This is a genomic window from Streptomyces sp. NPDC006624 (genome assembly GCF_040611555.1).
Lineage (GTDB): Bacteria > Actinomycetota > Actinomycetes > Streptomycetales > Streptomycetaceae > Streptomyces.
In genome coordinates this window covers 528,777-543,005 of record NZ_JBEXOM010000001.1, presented here as the reverse complement: position 1 = coordinate 543,005, position 14,229 = coordinate 528,777, and the positions used below count along the sequence as shown (strand labels likewise).

Below are 14,229 nucleotides of genomic sequence, written 5' to 3'. Positions count from 1 at the left end.
GAGATTAGGCCGCCACCCCCGGTCGGCAAAAGAGTTTTTGCAAAAATAGCTTTGGGAAACTGGGCGAGAATGCCGTCCATGGACGACGCCTTCAGCCTGCTGCGGCGGGCCACCGGTCTGCTCCCCCACGACGCTCACATCGCGATCGGCGCGACGGTCGAGGACGTCCACGACCACGAACGGCGACAGGACTGGGCGTTCGTGCTCGACCTGCTGCTGGAGTTCGGCGACGAGCACCCCCTGTCCGGCGAGTTCTGGTCGCTCCTCGCGGCGGCGGCCCGCTTGCTGATGCTCGACGGGACGGCGCGCTGGTGCGACTGGCGGGCGGGCGAGGTCCGCGACGGTGTCATCCGCGCCCGGCTCGACCTGCTGCGCACGGGGGACGGCGGACGCCGGACCGCGTTCTCCGCGCAGGGGCAGCTCCGGCCGCTGTGGAACATCGCCGCCGCCGGGAGCAAGGTCGCCACGGACGAATCCCTTCGGGGCGAAGCTCTCCGAGACAGGTACGGTCCGGGTGGTGAGCCGGAGCTCCGCGTCGCACGCCTCTGGGTGGAGGACGCAGCCCGGCCGGCCCCGGGAGAGAGCGCGACGGTCCGGCTGGCACCCCTCAGTCCCAGTCGCTGGCGGCATCTGGCTCCCGGCGACGTGATCACCATGCACGAGGGCACCCCCGCTGTCGGCACGGCGACGATCATCCAGGTCGCGCCGCCCGTGGAAATCCCCGCACGCCGGGGCGATCCGGAGGACTAAGGTCGGAAACATGGCTTCTCGAGGTGCGGAGTACGACAGGACGAGCGGGACCGAGGACGCGGCGCCCGGACAGCCCGCGTCCACGGACCAGATGTCCGACAAGGTGTCCATGACCACGCCGCCCACGAACGAGGCGTCCATGGACGCGCCGTCCGCGCGCACCGCCCCCGGCCAGGACGCCGGCACGGGCACCTCGGAGAACGGGGCCGGCGACGCCGAGGCCGCCCTCGACCCGAAGGTCGCGGCTGCGATCGCCGCCGCCGAGGCCGCGGGGCCGCAGCGCGGTGAGACCGTCCGCGTCGACAGCTGGATCTGGTCCGTGCGCCTCGTCAAGACCCGCTCCATGGGAGCCACCGCCTGCCGGGGCGGCCACGTGCGTGTCAACGGCGAGCGCGTGAAGCCGGCCCACGCCGTGCGGGTCGGCGACGAGGTGCGGCTGCGGCACGACGGCCGGGAGCGGGTCGTCGTCGTCACCCGGCTGATCCGCAAGCGGGTCGGCGCGCCCGTGGCCACCCAGTGCTACGTCGACAACTCCCCGCCGCCCCCGCCCCGCGAGGCCGTCGCCCCCGCGGGCATCCGCGACCGAGGAGCCGGCCGCCCGACGAAGCGGGACCGCCGCGAGCTGGAACGCCTGCGCGGCATGGGCGGCCCCGGCATGACCGGACCGGGCCCGGCGGGCGGCTACGGCAGCGGGACCGGCAAGCCGAGGCCGTGAGCGGAAAGGGGAGCTTGCGCCGACTCTGTTCCTGCAGCGGTGCGCCCTCCTCCGACACGCCGCACCACCGGCCTCACGTCCCGGTCGAGGATCAGGCCCCGCGCCTCGCCATCCACCCCGCCATCCGTCCCAGCAACCGCCCCAGCTCCGCGTTGCTCCCCCGCCGTGCCCACGCCACGAGGGCGAGGGGCACGAGCAGGATGAGCGGCGTGGCCGCGTACTGCCCGTCGAAGACGGCTATCTGCACGACGAACGCGCCCACCATCAACGCGCTCAGCGCCATCGCCGCCACGGACTGCAGGACCGGGATCAACAAGGCGATCCCTCCGGCCAGTTCGAGGGCGCCGATGGTGTACATCCCGGCACTGCCCCAACCGAGCCGGTCGAACGACTCGGCGGCCGACTCGTGCCCGATGAGCTTCGGCAGGGCGCTCGCGACCGCGTAGAAGAGGGCAAGCAGCACCTGGAGCCCGCGCAGGGCGATGCGGGCCCGCCGTCCACGAGCGGTGGCGGACTCGGTGATGACGCCGCCAGTCCGGGTGGGCAGGGAGGCAGTGCCGGTGGCGTTGCCGGTGGCTGTGGCAGTGGCGGAAGCGGTGGTCTCGGTCATGGAGGTCTCCTGCGGGAAGCGGTCCGTGCTGGTGTCGCGGAGGTAGACCGCCCTTCGCCGGCGAACTCACGCCGCCCGGGTAACGGTCCTTGCACGATCGGGAACTGCCGGCGATCCTTCGGCAGCGCCCGCACCCATATCCGATCCCGCGTCAGATACCGGTCCACTTCGAGGCCCGACTCCGCCAGCGCCTCTTCGAACTGCCGTTGGGTGAGCGGCCGGGTACGGAAGGTCTGCGTCCAGACCGCGTCGGGGAACTCGTACTCGGCGCGCACCGAATGGACCCCGTCGCCCACCGGGTCCGACGAGACGATCCGTACGGTGAAGCCGCTGGGGTCCACGCGCTCGCGCGGCACGTTCGCGTGGTAGTCCTCGCCCTCCCGCTGGATCAGCACGCAGCCGCTCTCCGCGACATGGCGCAGACACGTCCGCAGCAGCCCTCGCCGCACCTCGGGGTCCCCTGCGTGCACGAGGAAGGAGGCGAGCAGCACCACGTCGAACGTCTCGTCCAGCTCAAGGGCCTCGATCGGGCTGCATATCGTCCGCGCCCCGCGCACGCGCTCCAGCATCTCGGGCGACTCGTCCACCGCCGTGACCGAGAAGCCCCGCTCGGTCAGGGCGTGGGTCACACGCCCCACTCCGCTGCCCAGCTCCAGGATCCGCGCGCCCTCGGGTACCGCAGCGGCGATGACGTCCGGCTCGTCCCCCACGGGCAGCCGGGCGTAGAACTCGACCGCGCAGCCGTCCGGGGTGATGGCCCCAGGACCCGTCCCCTCGTACCCCTCACGCATTTTCAGCTCCATGCCCGTCCAACGGCCCGCCCCCGCACGCCCGTTCCCCTCCTCACCCCCTTCACCCGACCGAGTGAACGAGCCGACGCCGTACGAAAGACAACGCTCACAGGCACCCGCATCAACACAGCGACGGCAGCAGCAACGGCACCAGAGACGGCAGCAGAGACAGCCACAGCGACAGCGACAGCAACAGCAACAGCAACAGCAACAGCAACAGCGACTACAGCGCGAACCAGCCGTGCCCCGTGTACCAGTGGCCACCCGCCCGCAGATGGTCCCCGACCGCCCGCTCCACCGACGTGCGCCGCGGCAGGCTCTCCACCGGAAGGTCCGGATCCCCGAAGACGAACCGGACCGGCTCGGTGTCCGCCGGTTCGGGCTCCTCCCCGGCGTCGCTGGCGGCCTTCACGGCGTCACGGCCGGCCTCCCCGGCGTCACTGGCGGCCTCGAAGCGCGCCTGGAAGCGGATGATGTTGGACTCCGGGTCGAGGTAGCGCCTCAGCTGCGGGTCGAGCAGCCAGGAACGGCAGGCAGCCACCCGGTACCGCTCCTGCGGGAAGTGCCGGGCGAAGAACTCCCGCGCCAGCGCCAGGGAGCGGTCGCAGGCAGCCGGTGACAGCGGCCCGAGGAAGTCCGGGATGTGCAGATGGAGGCAGGGCTCCTGCGGCGCCAAGTCCAGTCCGGCCGCGGCCACCGCCCGTCCAGTCCGCTGCCCGAGGCGTGCCCGCTCGAACTGCAGCCGCCCCAGTTGGTACAGCTCGCCGCGGAAGTGGCGCGTGAGCCACCGCGGGACCTGCACCCCGGCCCTGCCGTGCTGCCGCCGATGGAACGCCATGTTCCGTCCGAGGTCGGCGAGGGTGCGGCGGCTGATGTCGGCGGGGATGCCCCGGGCGCGGTGGTACGCCAGGGTGTGCGGCAGCGCCGCCACGAACACGTACACGGCGAAGTAAGGACTCAGCTCTGCCGGTGCCCGGGCGAGCCGTTCGTCGAGCGGCACCGCGACCCCCGCCTCCCCGAGGTCCTGTACCAGGTCCTCGACGCACTCCTCCAGGAGTGCCATGGCTCCGGCGTCCGCGGTGAGCGTCCGCCGCGCGGCGACCACGTCGTTGATGTCCTCGTGGGGCACGGCCAGGTCGAGCAGGATCTCGGGTAACGCGTCGGCGTCCGGCAGCATGCGCGGCTCCCTCGGTGACCTTGGTGAACACCCGCCACGAGAGTACGTTGCAGACAGGAGTGGTGATCGATGCGTACAGGCAGTGAACCGGCGACAGCGCGCAGTGCCCTGCGGGCGCGCTTCTGGCTGAGCCTGTGGGGGCTGGTCTGGGCGCTCTTCGGGACGGTCGCGTTCGTGATCGTCGGGCGGACCGGCTGGGCCGTCGCCTGCGGCGTGCTGCTCCTGATCGTCGCCACCGACCTCGTCGTCGTCCTCAGGCACATCCGCCAGGGCCCGCACTACCAGCCGGGCCCCGACGTCCCGCCCTACCGGCCTCCCGGCGACAGCTAGGCGTATCGGGCCGCGAGAACCGCGAGGTCCGCGAGAACCGCGAAGACCGCGAGGTCCGCGAGGACGGCGCGGCCCGCGAGGACGAAGAGGCCTTGCGAGGACCGCGAGGACCGCGGCCTCAGGAGTCGAAGCGCGCCGCCTTCAGGAACTCCGGGTTCGGGTCGAGCGCGGCGGCGAGGCGGAAGTGGCGCTTGGCCTGCTCGGGGCGGCCCTGCCGCTCGTAGGTGCGGGCGAGCGCGAAGTGCGCGAAGGCGTTGTCCGGCTCGCGCTCCAGGACGATGGAGAACTCCAGCTCCGCCGGCCTGAGCTGGGCCGCGGCGAAGAAGGCCCGCGCGCGGAGCAGTCGTGCTGCGGTGTTCTCCGGGTGCGCGGCGATGACCTCGTCGAGCAGCTTCACCGCGCCCCGCGGGTCCCGGGCCGCGAGCAGTTGCTCGGCGGCGCGGAAGTCGATGACGTGCGTCTCCGGGGTACGTCCGGTGGAACCGCTGGTCTCGGGCACGGCTGAGTCCTTCCCTCACTGGTGGGGTTCAACGCCCCCTCGCGGCACCGCTATTCCCGGGAGGACGCCCGGGACCTGCGCACCAGCTCCGCCCACACGTCCTGGACACGGCGTTCCAGCTCCTCCAGCGGGACGTCGTTGTCGATCACGATGTCCGCGATCTCCCGGCGCTGCTCCCGTGTCGCCTGGGCGGCCATCCGCGCGCGTGCGTCCTCCTCGGTCATGCCGCGCAGCCGTACGAGCCGGTCGAGCTGGGTCTCGGGGCCGGCGTCGACGACGATCACGAGGTCGTACAGCGGCGCCAGGCCGTTCTCCGTCAGGAGCGGCACGTCGTGGACGACGACCGCGTCCTGGTCGGCGGCCTCCTCCAGCTCGCGGGAGCGGGCGCCCACCAGGGGATGGACGATCGAGTTGAGCGTGGCGAGCTTCGCCGGGTCGGCGAAGACGATCGAGCCGAGCCTGGGACGGTCCAGGCTGCCGTCCTCAGTGAGGATCTCCTCGCCGAAGGCCTCCACGACCGCGGCGAGCCCCGGCGTCCCCGGTTCGACGACCTCCCGGGCGATGCGGTCCGCGTCGATCAGCACGGCGCCGCACTCGACGAGCAGCCGTGACACCTCACTCTTGCCGGCGCCGATGCCACCGGTCAGGCCCACCTTCAGCATGTGCCGCAGCCTAGACGCTCCGCTGGGGGAGCCGGTCGGAGGGGCACGTCGGGGCGGGATGAACGTCGTCCTCAGCGTGCGGTCGTGGGGCGGCCGGTGGCGCGGTTCCCCGCGCCCCTGTGGGGGCGGCGGGGAAGCCTGTCATCCTTCGCCTTCTCGTTCCGCCAGGAACTTCTCGAACTCCCGGCCGATCTCGTCCGCCGAGGGGATGTCCACCGGCTCGGCGAGCATGTTGCCGCGGGTCTCGGCGCCGGCCACGGCGTCGTACTGGTGCTCCAGACCCTCCACGAGCGCGGTGAGCTCCTCGTCGCCCTCGCGGATCTGCCGGTCGATCTCGGTCTGGGTGCGGTGCGCCTCGGAGCGCAGGGCGTGGGCGACGCCGGGCAGAACCAGTCCGGTCGCGGCGGTGATGGACTCCAGGACGGTGAGGGCCGAGTCGGGGTAGGGCGAGCGGGCGATGTAGTGCGGGACGTGGGCGGCGACCCCCAGGACGTCGTGCCCGGCCTGCATCAGGCGGTACTCGACGAGGGACTCGGCGCTGCCGGGCACCTGCGCCTCCTCGAAGGGGCTGGTGTGGCCCGGGACGAGGTCGGTGCGGTTGCCGTGCGGGGTGAGGCCGACGGGGCGGGTGTGCGGGACGCCCATGGGGATGCCGTGGAAGTTCACGGACAGGCGGACGCCGAGCCGCTCCACGATCTGCCGTACGGCGGCGGCGAAGCGCTCCCACTCCACGTCCGGCTCGGGGCCGGACAGCAGCAGGAAGGGCGCACCGGTGGCGTCCTGGACGAGCCGGACCTCCAGGGCGGGGTCCTCGTAGTCGCTCCAGCGGTCGCGCTTGAAGGTCAGCAGGGGTCGGCGGGCGCGGTAGTCCACGAGCCGGTCGTGGTCGAAGCGGGCGACGACCTGGTGGGGCAGCGAGTCGAGCAGCCGGTCGACGATCTGGTCGCCCGTCTCGCCCGCGTCGATGTATCCGTCGAAGTGGTAGAGCATGACAAGTCCGGCCGAATCCTGGGCGAGCGCCATGTCGACGACGGCCAGTCCCTTCGGCTCCCATGCGTACAAACCCTGCGGATCAAGCACAGTGACCGCTCCTCCTCGTGTCCGTACGTGACAACGTCGTCGCGGGCACGGGCATTCCCCGGCGGAGGGAACGATCGATCTTGACGGCTGGAGGGAACCGCCCGGACAGCACCGAGGGGCCGCACCTCGGAAGGTACGGCCCCTCGGTCAGGAGCTACTGCTCAGTGAGCGTTCAGCTCTGGCCACCGGCGAGCTTCTCGCGAAGCGCGGCCAGCGCCTCGTCCGAGGCCAGCGCGCCGGAGTTGTCCGGGCCCTCGGAGGAGTACGAACCGCCACCGGACGCGGCCGGAGCCGCACCGGCGGAGCCGGCACCCTCGGCCTCGGCCTGGGCGTCGGCCTCGCGGGACTTGATGACCTGCGCCTGGTGCTGCTCGAAGCGCTGCTGCGCCTCGGCGTACTGGCGCTCCCACTCCTCGCGCTGCTTCTCGTACCCCTCGAGCCAGTCGTTGGTCTCGGGGTCGAAGCCCTCGGGGTAGATGTAGTTGCCCTGGTCGTCGTAGGACGCGGCCATGCCGTACAGGGTCGGGTCGAACTCGACCGCCGACGGGTCGGCACCGAAGGACTCGTTGGCCTGCTTCAGCGAGAGGCTGATGCGACGGCGCTCGAGGTCGATGTCGATGACCTTGACGAAGATCTCGTCGTTGACCTGGACGACCTGCTCCGGGATCTCCACGTGGCGCTCGGCCAGCTCGGAGATGTGGACCAGACCCTCGATGCCCTCGTCCACGCGGACGAACGCACCGAACGGAACCAGCTTCGTGACCTTGCCGGGCACGACCTGGCCGATCTGGTGGGTGCGGGCGAACTGCTGCCACGGGTCTTCCTGGGTCGCCTTCAGCGACAGGGAGACGCGCTCGCGGTCCATGTCCACGTCGAGGACCTCGACGGTGACCTCCTGGCCGACCTCGACGACCTCGGACGGGTGGTCGATGTGCTTCCAGGACAGCTCGGAGACGTGGACCAGGCCGTCGACGCCACCCAGGTCCACGAAGGCACCGAAGTTGACGATCGAGGAGACGACGCCGGAACGGACCTGACCCTTCTGGAGGGTCGTGAGGAACGTCTGGCGGACCTCGGACTGGGTCTGCTCGAGCCAGGCACGGCGGGAGAGGACCACGTTGTTGCGGTTCTTGTCCAGCTCGATGATCTTGGCCTCGAGCTCCTTGCCCACGTAGGGCTGGAGGTCGCGAACGCGGCGCATCTCGACCAGGGAGGCCGGGAGGAAGCCACGGAGGCCGATGTCGAGGATGAGACCACCCTTGACGACCTCGATGACGGTACCGGTGACGATCCCGTCCTCTTCCTTGATCTTCTCGATGGTGCCCCAGGCACGCTCGTACTGGGCGCGCTTCTTCGAGAGGATCAGGCGGCCTTCCTTGTCCTCCTTCTGGAGGACGAGGGCCTCGATCTCGTCACCGACGGCGACGACCTCGTTCGGGTCGACGTCGTGCTTGATCGAGAGCTCGCGGCTCGGGATCACACCTTCGGTCTTGTAACCGATGTCGAGCAGGACCTCGTCCCGGTCGACCTTCACGATGACGCCGTCGACGATGTCGCCGTCGTTGAAGTACTTGATCGTCTCGTCGATCGCGGCGAGGAAGGCTTCCTCGTTACCGATGTCGTTGACCGCTACCTGCGGGGTGGTGGCGGTGGTCTCGGTGCTGCTCGTCATGTGGGAAAGGGCTCCGGTACGGACATTGAAGTCGTAGGTACTGCTACGCCGGGAGCCCGTTTCGCTCTGCAGAAGCCGGACAGCCAAGGAAGCGTCACGTGAAATCCGGTGACGCCTCGACAACCGAGGGGACATACATACAGATGCGAGCGCAGCCTGCTACGTCTGAGGTGCGCAGGCCCGCAGCGCAACTTGTAGCATACGGGGGCAGCCGGGCAGGGTCAATGCGCGAAGCCGCCCACGCGGGGCAGAACGCCGCATAACCGGCACAAGTCGTGTCCTCCGAGGCCACGCTGGCCGTGCGACGCCCCTCGGGTGAGCGACCGCGACCGGCTGGACGGAAGAGTACGACGAGGGAGCCGATCATCCAAGAGCCCGTAGCGTCCGAACCCGAGGCCACCCGGCGTGCCGCCGGTGCCACGGAGAGCTCCCGCGCCAACCGTGGCTGGTGGGACCGCAACGCGGACGAGTACCAGAGCGAGCACGGCACGTTCCTCGGCGACGACCGCTTCGTGTGGGGGCCCGAGGGGCTCGACGAGATCGAGGCGGAGCTGCTCGGCCCGCCGGAGGACCTGAAGGGCCGGGACGTCCTGGAGCTCGGCGCCGGCGCCGCGCAGTGCTCGCGCTGGCTGGCCGCCCAGGGCGCCCGCCCGGTCGCCCTGGACATCTCGCACCGGCAGCTGCAGCACGCGCTGCGCATCGGCGGATCGTTCCCGCTGGTGTGCGCCGACGCCGGTGCGCTCCCCTTCGCGGACGGCTCCTTCGACCTGGCCTGCTCGGCGTACGGGGCGCTGCCCTTCGTGGCCGATCCGCGTCTGGTGCTGCGCGAGGTGCGGCGGGTGCTGCGGCCCGGCGGCCGTCTCGTCTTCTCCCTGACGCATCCGGTGCGCTGGGCCTTCCCGGACGAGCCGGGCCCCGAGGGCCTGTCGGTGTCGGCCTCGTACTTCGACCGCACGCCGTACGTGGAGCAGGACGACGAGGGCCGCGCGGTCTACGTCGAGCACCACCGCACCCTCGGCGACCGGGTCCGGGACGTGGTGGCCTCGGGCTTCCGGCTGGTCGACCTGGTGGAGCCGGAGTGGCCGGACTGGAACAGCTCCGAGTGGGGCGGCTGGTCGCCCCTGCGCGGGCACCTGATCCCCGGGACGGCGATCTTCGTCTGCGAGCGCGACTGACGGACCCGCCCGCGCAGGGGCGTGCCCCTCCTCCCCGCACACGCGCGTGCGGGCCGTCGCACACGTGCGTGCGGGCCGTCCCGCCGCCCGTACGACACTGAGAACGTGATCCGTTACGACGCGCTGGACGCCCTGCCCGTACGCGATGCCCTGCCCGCTCTGGGCGACGCCCTGGAGAGGCACGGCACCGCCGTCCTCGTGGCGCCGCCCGGCACCGGCAAGACGACGCTGGTGCCGCTGGCGCTCGCGGGGCTGCTGGGCGACGGGCCCGCGCGGCGCATGGTCGTGGCGGAGCCGCGCCGGATCGCGGTCCGGGCGGCCGCGCGGCGGATGGCGTGGCTGCTGGGCGAGAAGCCCGGCGGGAGCGTCGGCTACACCGTGCGCGGGGAGCGGGTCGTGGGGCCCCACGCGCGCGTGGAGGTCGTGACGACCGGTGTGCTGCTGCAGCGGCTCCAGCGCGACCCGGAGCTGGCCGGTGTGGACGCGGTGGTGCTCGACGAGTGCCATGAGCGGCATCTGGACGCCGACACGGTGGCGGCGTTCCTGTGGGACGTCCGGGAGACCCTGCGGCCGGAGCTGCGGCTGGTGGCCGCGTCGGCGACGACCGACGCGCAGGGGTGGGCCGGGCTGCTGGGCGGGGCGCCGGTGGTCGAGGCGCGGGGTGCGGCGTACCCGGTGGAGGTGGTGTGGGCGCCGCCGGCGCGTCCGGTCCGGCCGCCGCACGGGATGCGGGTCGATCCGGCGCTGCTGGCGCACGTGGCCTCGGTGGTGCGGCGGGCGCTGGCCGAGCGGGACGGGGACGTGCTGTGCTTCCTGCCCGGCGTGGGCGAGATCGCCCGGGTCGCCGGGCAGCTCGCGGGGCTGGGCGACGTGGAGGTGCTGCAGGTGCACGGGCGGGCGCCGGCCGCCGTGCAGGACGCGGTGCTGGCGCCCGCGGAACGGCGGCGCGTGGTGCTGGCCACGTCCGTCGCGGAGTCGTCGCTGACGGTGCCGGGAGTGCGGGCCGTCGTGGACTCGGGGCTGGCGCGGGAGCCGCGGGTCGATCACGCGCGCGGGCTGAGCGCGCTGACGACCGTGCGGGCGTCGCAGGCGGCGGGGCGGCAGCGGGCGGGGCGTGCCGGGCGTGAGGCGCCGGGGGCGGTGTACCGGTGCTGGGCGGAGGCCGAGGACGCGCGGCTGCCGCGGTTCCCGGCTCCTGAGATCAAGGTGGCCGACCTGACGGCGTTCGCGCTGCAGGTGGCCTGCTGGGGGGATCCGGACGCGGCCGGACTGGCCCTGCTGGACGCGCCGCCCTCGGGAGCGATGGCGGCGGCCCGTGAGGTGCTGGAGGTCGTGGGGGCGGTGGACGCGGCCGGGCGGGCCACTGAGCGGGGTGTCGCCCTGGCGCGGCTGGGGCTGCATCCGCGGTTGGGCCGGGCCCTGGTGGACTCCGTGCCGTTCGTGGGGGTGGAGCGGGCCGCGGAGGTGGTCGCGCTGCTGAGTGAGGAGGCGCCGCGGGAGTACGGGGACGATCTGGCGGGTGCGTTGCGGCGGGCACGGCGGGGCGGTGACGCCTACTCCTCACGGTGGCGGAGTGAGGTCCGGCGGCTGCGGACCGTCCTTTCCGGCGTCTCCCGCCCTCCCGCCGGTGACCGCTCGCAGGGTGCCGGTGGCCGCCAGGATGCCGGTGGCCGCCCGCAGGATGCCGGTGCGGGGGTTTGGAGGCACTCCCCGGAAGAGCGGCAGGTCGGTGTCGTCGCCGCTCTCGCCTTCCCTGAGCGCGTCGCCCGGAGCGACGGCGGGTCGTACCTGATGGTGTCCGGGACCCGTGCCGAGACTGGTGACGGGAGCGCGCTGCGGGGTGCTGCCTGGATCGCCGTGGCGGTCGCCGACCGGCCCGTGGGCAAGGGGCACGCGCGCGTGCAGCTGGGGGCCGTGGTCGACGAGGACGTGGCGCGGCTGGCGGCGGGCGCGCTGCTGCGGGAGCGGGACGAGGTGCGCTGGGACGGCGGGGACGTCGTGGCCCGGCGGGTGGAGCGGCTGGGAGCCGTGGAGCTGGCGGTGCGGGGGCTCGGGGACGCCGATCCGGGGCTGGTGCGCGGTGCGCTGCTGGAGGGGCTGCGGCGGGAGGCGTTCGGGCTGCTGCGGTGGTCCGCGGACGCCACCGTCCTGCGGCAGCGGCTGGCGTTCCTGCGGCTGCACCTCGGGGAGCCCTGGCCGGACGTCTGCGACGACGCGCTCCACGCGCGCGTGGACGAGTGGCTGGAGCCGGAGCTGAGCCGGGCGCGGCGGCGGGCGGATCTGGCGCGGATCGACGCCGGGCAGGCCCTCACGCGGCTGCTGCCCTGGGCTTCCGGGGAGGCGGGGCGGCTGGACGAGCTGGCGCCGGAGCGGATGACCGTGCCGAGCGGGTCGCGGATCCGGATCGACTACGCGCGGCCGGAGCAGCCGGTGCTGGCGGTGAAGCTGCAGGAGATGTTCGGGCTGCAGGAGTCGCCCCGGGTCGCCGGGGTGCCGCTGCTCGTGCATCTGCTGTCCCCGGCGGGGCGTCCGGCCGCGGTCACCGCGGATCTGGCGTCGTTCTGGAGGGACGGTTACCGGGGTGTGCGGGCGGAGCTGCGCGGCCGGTATCCGAAGCATCCGTGGCCCGAGGATCCGGCCGGGGCGGAGCCGACCCGGTACACCAGCGCCCGGCTCAGGCGCTGACCCACGACGGCTTCCCCCGCGGTGCCCTGCTCACGGTCGCCGGGGGCTGCGCACACGGTAAGGCGCTGCGCACCCGGCGAGGCCCCGGCAGCGGGAGACAGCGCCCCTCTCGCCGGGAAGAGGAGCGCTGTTCCTCCGGTGTCTCGGCGACCGGGGCTACGCGCTGGGGCCGGCCGACGGGCTCGGCGCGGACGTCTCGGCCGCCGCCACCGTGAGTTCGACGGTGAGGGTCGCCCCGCCCGCGGTGGTGACGCGGAGCAGGAACGTGCCGGTGGTGTCGTCCGCGTAGAGCCTGGGCAGCTTCAGCAGTCCCTTCGCGTCCGTCGTCAGGCCCGTCAGGGTGCGGACGGGCTTGCCGTCGGCGTCCTTGAAGTAGGGGCCCTTGTCGTTGGCGGTGGTGCTGTCCGCCGAGGCGAGCAGGGTGGCGGTCGCCGCGACGCCGTCGGCGACGGCGCCCCGGTACGTGGCCTTCACCTCGACCTGGTCGGCGAACTCGCCGCCCGGAACACAGGTCAGGGCGGTGTCGCCGGTGCGGACGAGCTTGTCGGCGGCGCGCTCGGTCACGGTGGCCTTGTAGTCGAGACCCGCGAGTGTGCGGCCGACGACCGTGGCGCGGACGGTGACGGTCCCGGTCTTCTCCCCCGCCCGCAGGGCGGGCGCCACGGCCACGCCGGAGCTGTCGGTGGCGACGGTGGCCACGCTCTCGCCGCCGGTGAAGGTGGTGTCCGTGTCGCCGACGATCGTGAAGCGGATGCGGACCTTGCCGACGGCCTTGCCCGCCTCGGTCTCGGCGCGGGTGCTGATGCGCTGGGCGAACGCGTCGCCGGCCATGGCGGTGAGCTTGGCGGTCCCGGCGTCCTCCAGGTGGTCCACCGTGTCGGTGGGCGTGGGGGGCGTCGAGGGCGGCGTGCTGGGCGGGGCGGGCGGGGTCGTGGGCGGCTTCGGGGTGGCCGGGGCGTCACCCGGCTTGCCCGGACTGCCCGGCTTGTTCGGCTTCGGGCCGGGCTGCGGCTTCGAGGATTCCCGGCCGGGGGTCGTCGGCGACGCCGGCGTCTTCGGGGTGGAGGAACCGGCGCCGGCCCCGGCCCCGCCGTCGCTGCGGTTGCCGGGCAGCGTGCCGGTGCCGTCCGGGACCTCGTGCGCGCCCTTGCGGTAGTACTCGAACCACCTCATGACGAGGTTCAGGTAGTCCCGCGAGTTGTTGTAGCTGAGGATCGCCCGGTCGAGGTGGCTCTGGTCGGACAGGTCCCAGTTGTTGCGGCAGAGGTAGTGGCCGGCGGCGAGCGCGGCGTCGTAGATGTTGTTGGGGTCCTTCTTGCCGTCGCCGTTGGCGTCACGGCCCGCCCACGCCCAGGTGGACGGGATGAACTGCATGGGGCCGACGGCCTGGTCGTACGTGCTGTTGCCGTCGTAGGCGCCGTCGTCGGTGTCCTTGATGAGGGCGAAGCCGTTGCCGTCGAGCTGCGGGCCGAGGATCGGCGAGATGGTGGTGCCGTCGGCCTTGACCCGGCCGCCGCGGGCCTGTCCGGACTCGACCCTGCCGATGGCGGCGAGGAGTTGCCAGGGCAGGTTGCAGCCGGGCTTGGACTCGCGCAGTGCGGCCTCGGCCTTCTTGTAGGCGTCGAGGACGGTCGCGGGGATGCCCGACTCGCTCTCGGCCTGGCCGCTCGGGGTCGGGCCGGTGGTCGGGGACGGGTTCGGGCTCTTGAGCGGCGGCAGGTCCGTGTAGTACGGCGAGTTGCCGGTGGCGCTGCCGTCGGAGGCGCTCGCTTCGGGTGAGGGGGTGGCGTCCGCGGCGGCCTGTCTGCCGTGGTCGTTCACGCCCGGAGCCTGGGAGGCGGACAGGGCCGCGACCGCCACCGCGGCCACGGCGGTCGTCGCCGCCCCCTTGCGCAGCCTCCTGCCGAATTGCGCCGCCATAGAGTGAGCCCCTCCCCTGGACGCCCGAGCGCCCGTCTGTGTCTGACGCGCTCTGTGTCGTGTGTTCGTCCTGTTGTGACGATCGACCCGCCCGGGTGGTTGCCCCCTGGCGGGCACATCTCTGTTCTGTTGTCTTCCGTTCGCGTCCCGCTCCGCACCCTGT

12 protein-coding genes and 1 pseudogene are annotated in these 14,229 nt (G+C 72.8%); 5 read left to right on the top strand and 8 right to left on the bottom strand.

Going from position 1 to position 14,229, the window contains the following annotated elements:
• Positions 1-78: 78 nt before the first annotated feature.
• Positions 79-750 (top strand): hypothetical protein, encoded by a 672-nt coding sequence (locus tag ABZY20_RS02420; RefSeq protein WP_356435366.1) that lies wholly within the window; start codon positions 79-81, stop codon positions 748-750.
• A gap of 139 nt (positions 751-889) precedes the next feature.
• Positions 890-1,465 (top strand): RNA-binding S4 domain-containing protein, encoded by a 576-nt coding sequence (locus ABZY20_RS02415; RefSeq protein WP_356436012.1) that lies wholly within the window; start codon positions 890-892, stop codon positions 1,463-1,465.
• Positions 1,466-1,556: 91 nt separating this feature from the next.
• Here ABZY20_RS02415 and ABZY20_RS02410 read toward each other — a convergent pair whose 3' ends face one another.
• From ABZY20_RS02410 to ABZY20_RS02400, 3 genes and pseudogenes are all read right to left on the bottom strand, one after another.
• Positions 1,557-2,075, bottom strand: coding sequence for a DoxX family protein (locus ABZY20_RS02410; protein WP_356435363.1), 519 nt, complete (start codon positions 2,073-2,075; stop codon positions 1,557-1,559).
• Positions 2,076-2,194: 119 nt separating this feature from the next.
• Positions 2,195-2,878, bottom strand: a pseudogene (locus ABZY20_RS02405) (class I SAM-dependent methyltransferase); the annotation flags it as partial.
• Between the two features lie 211 nt (positions 2,879-3,089).
• Positions 3,090-4,043: an acyltransferase domain-containing protein gene (locus ABZY20_RS02400; RefSeq protein WP_356435361.1), complete on the bottom strand. Its 954-nt coding sequence runs from the start codon at positions 4,041-4,043 to the stop codon at positions 3,090-3,092.
• Positions 4,044-4,112: 69 nt separating this feature from the next.
• Between ABZY20_RS02400 and ABZY20_RS02395 the strand changes: the two genes are divergently transcribed.
• Positions 4,113-4,373: a DUF6343 family protein gene (locus ABZY20_RS02395; protein WP_356435358.1), complete on the top strand. Its 261-nt coding sequence runs from the start codon at positions 4,113-4,115 to the stop codon at positions 4,371-4,373.
• Between the two features lie 118 nt (positions 4,374-4,491).
• On the opposite strand, the gene ABZY20_RS02390 is transcribed toward ABZY20_RS02395, so the two are convergent.
• From ABZY20_RS02390 to rpsA, 4 genes are all read right to left on the bottom strand, one after another.
• Positions 4,492-4,872 carry a tetratricopeptide repeat protein gene (locus ABZY20_RS02390; RefSeq protein ID WP_356435355.1) on the bottom strand — a complete coding sequence of 127 codons (381 nt, stop codon included), beginning with the start codon at positions 4,870-4,872 and terminating at the stop codon, positions 4,492-4,494.
• Between the two features lie 50 nt (positions 4,873-4,922).
• On the bottom strand, positions 4,923-5,534 hold the full coding sequence (gene coaE / locus ABZY20_RS02385) for a dephospho-CoA kinase (protein ID WP_356435352.1): 612 nt from the start codon (positions 5,532-5,534) through the stop codon (positions 4,923-4,925).
• Between the two features lie 141 nt (positions 5,535-5,675).
• A complete protein-coding gene (locus tag ABZY20_RS02380; RefSeq protein WP_356435350.1) occupies positions 5,676-6,614 on the bottom strand; it encodes a PAC2 family protein in 939 nt (312 codons plus the stop codon).
• Between the two features lie 172 nt (positions 6,615-6,786).
• Positions 6,787-8,286, bottom strand: coding sequence for a 30S ribosomal protein S1 (gene rpsA, locus ABZY20_RS02375; RefSeq protein WP_030246602.1), 1,500 nt, complete (start codon positions 8,284-8,286; stop codon positions 6,787-6,789).
• 299 nt (positions 8,287-8,585) lie between these two features.
• On the opposite strand from rpsA, the gene ABZY20_RS02370 reads away from it, so the two are divergent.
• Both ABZY20_RS02370 and hrpB read left to right on the top strand, forming a co-directional pair.
• Positions 8,586-9,461 carry a class I SAM-dependent methyltransferase gene (locus ABZY20_RS02370; RefSeq protein ID WP_356436009.1) on the top strand — a complete coding sequence of 292 codons (876 nt, stop codon included), beginning with the start codon at positions 8,586-8,588 and terminating at the stop codon, positions 9,459-9,461.
• A gap of 105 nt (positions 9,462-9,566) precedes the next feature.
• On the top strand, positions 9,567-12,146 hold the full coding sequence (gene hrpB, locus ABZY20_RS02365) for an ATP-dependent helicase HrpB (RefSeq protein ID WP_356435348.1): 2,580 nt from the start codon (positions 9,567-9,569) through the stop codon (positions 12,144-12,146).
• 156 nt (positions 12,147-12,302) lie between these two features.
• Here hrpB and ABZY20_RS02360 read toward each other — a convergent pair whose 3' ends face one another.
• Complete coding sequence (locus ABZY20_RS02360; protein ID WP_356435346.1) at positions 12,303-14,066, bottom strand: lytic transglycosylase domain-containing protein; 1,764 nt, start codon at positions 14,064-14,066, stop codon at positions 12,303-12,305.
• Between the last annotated feature and the right edge of the window lie 163 nt (positions 14,067-14,229).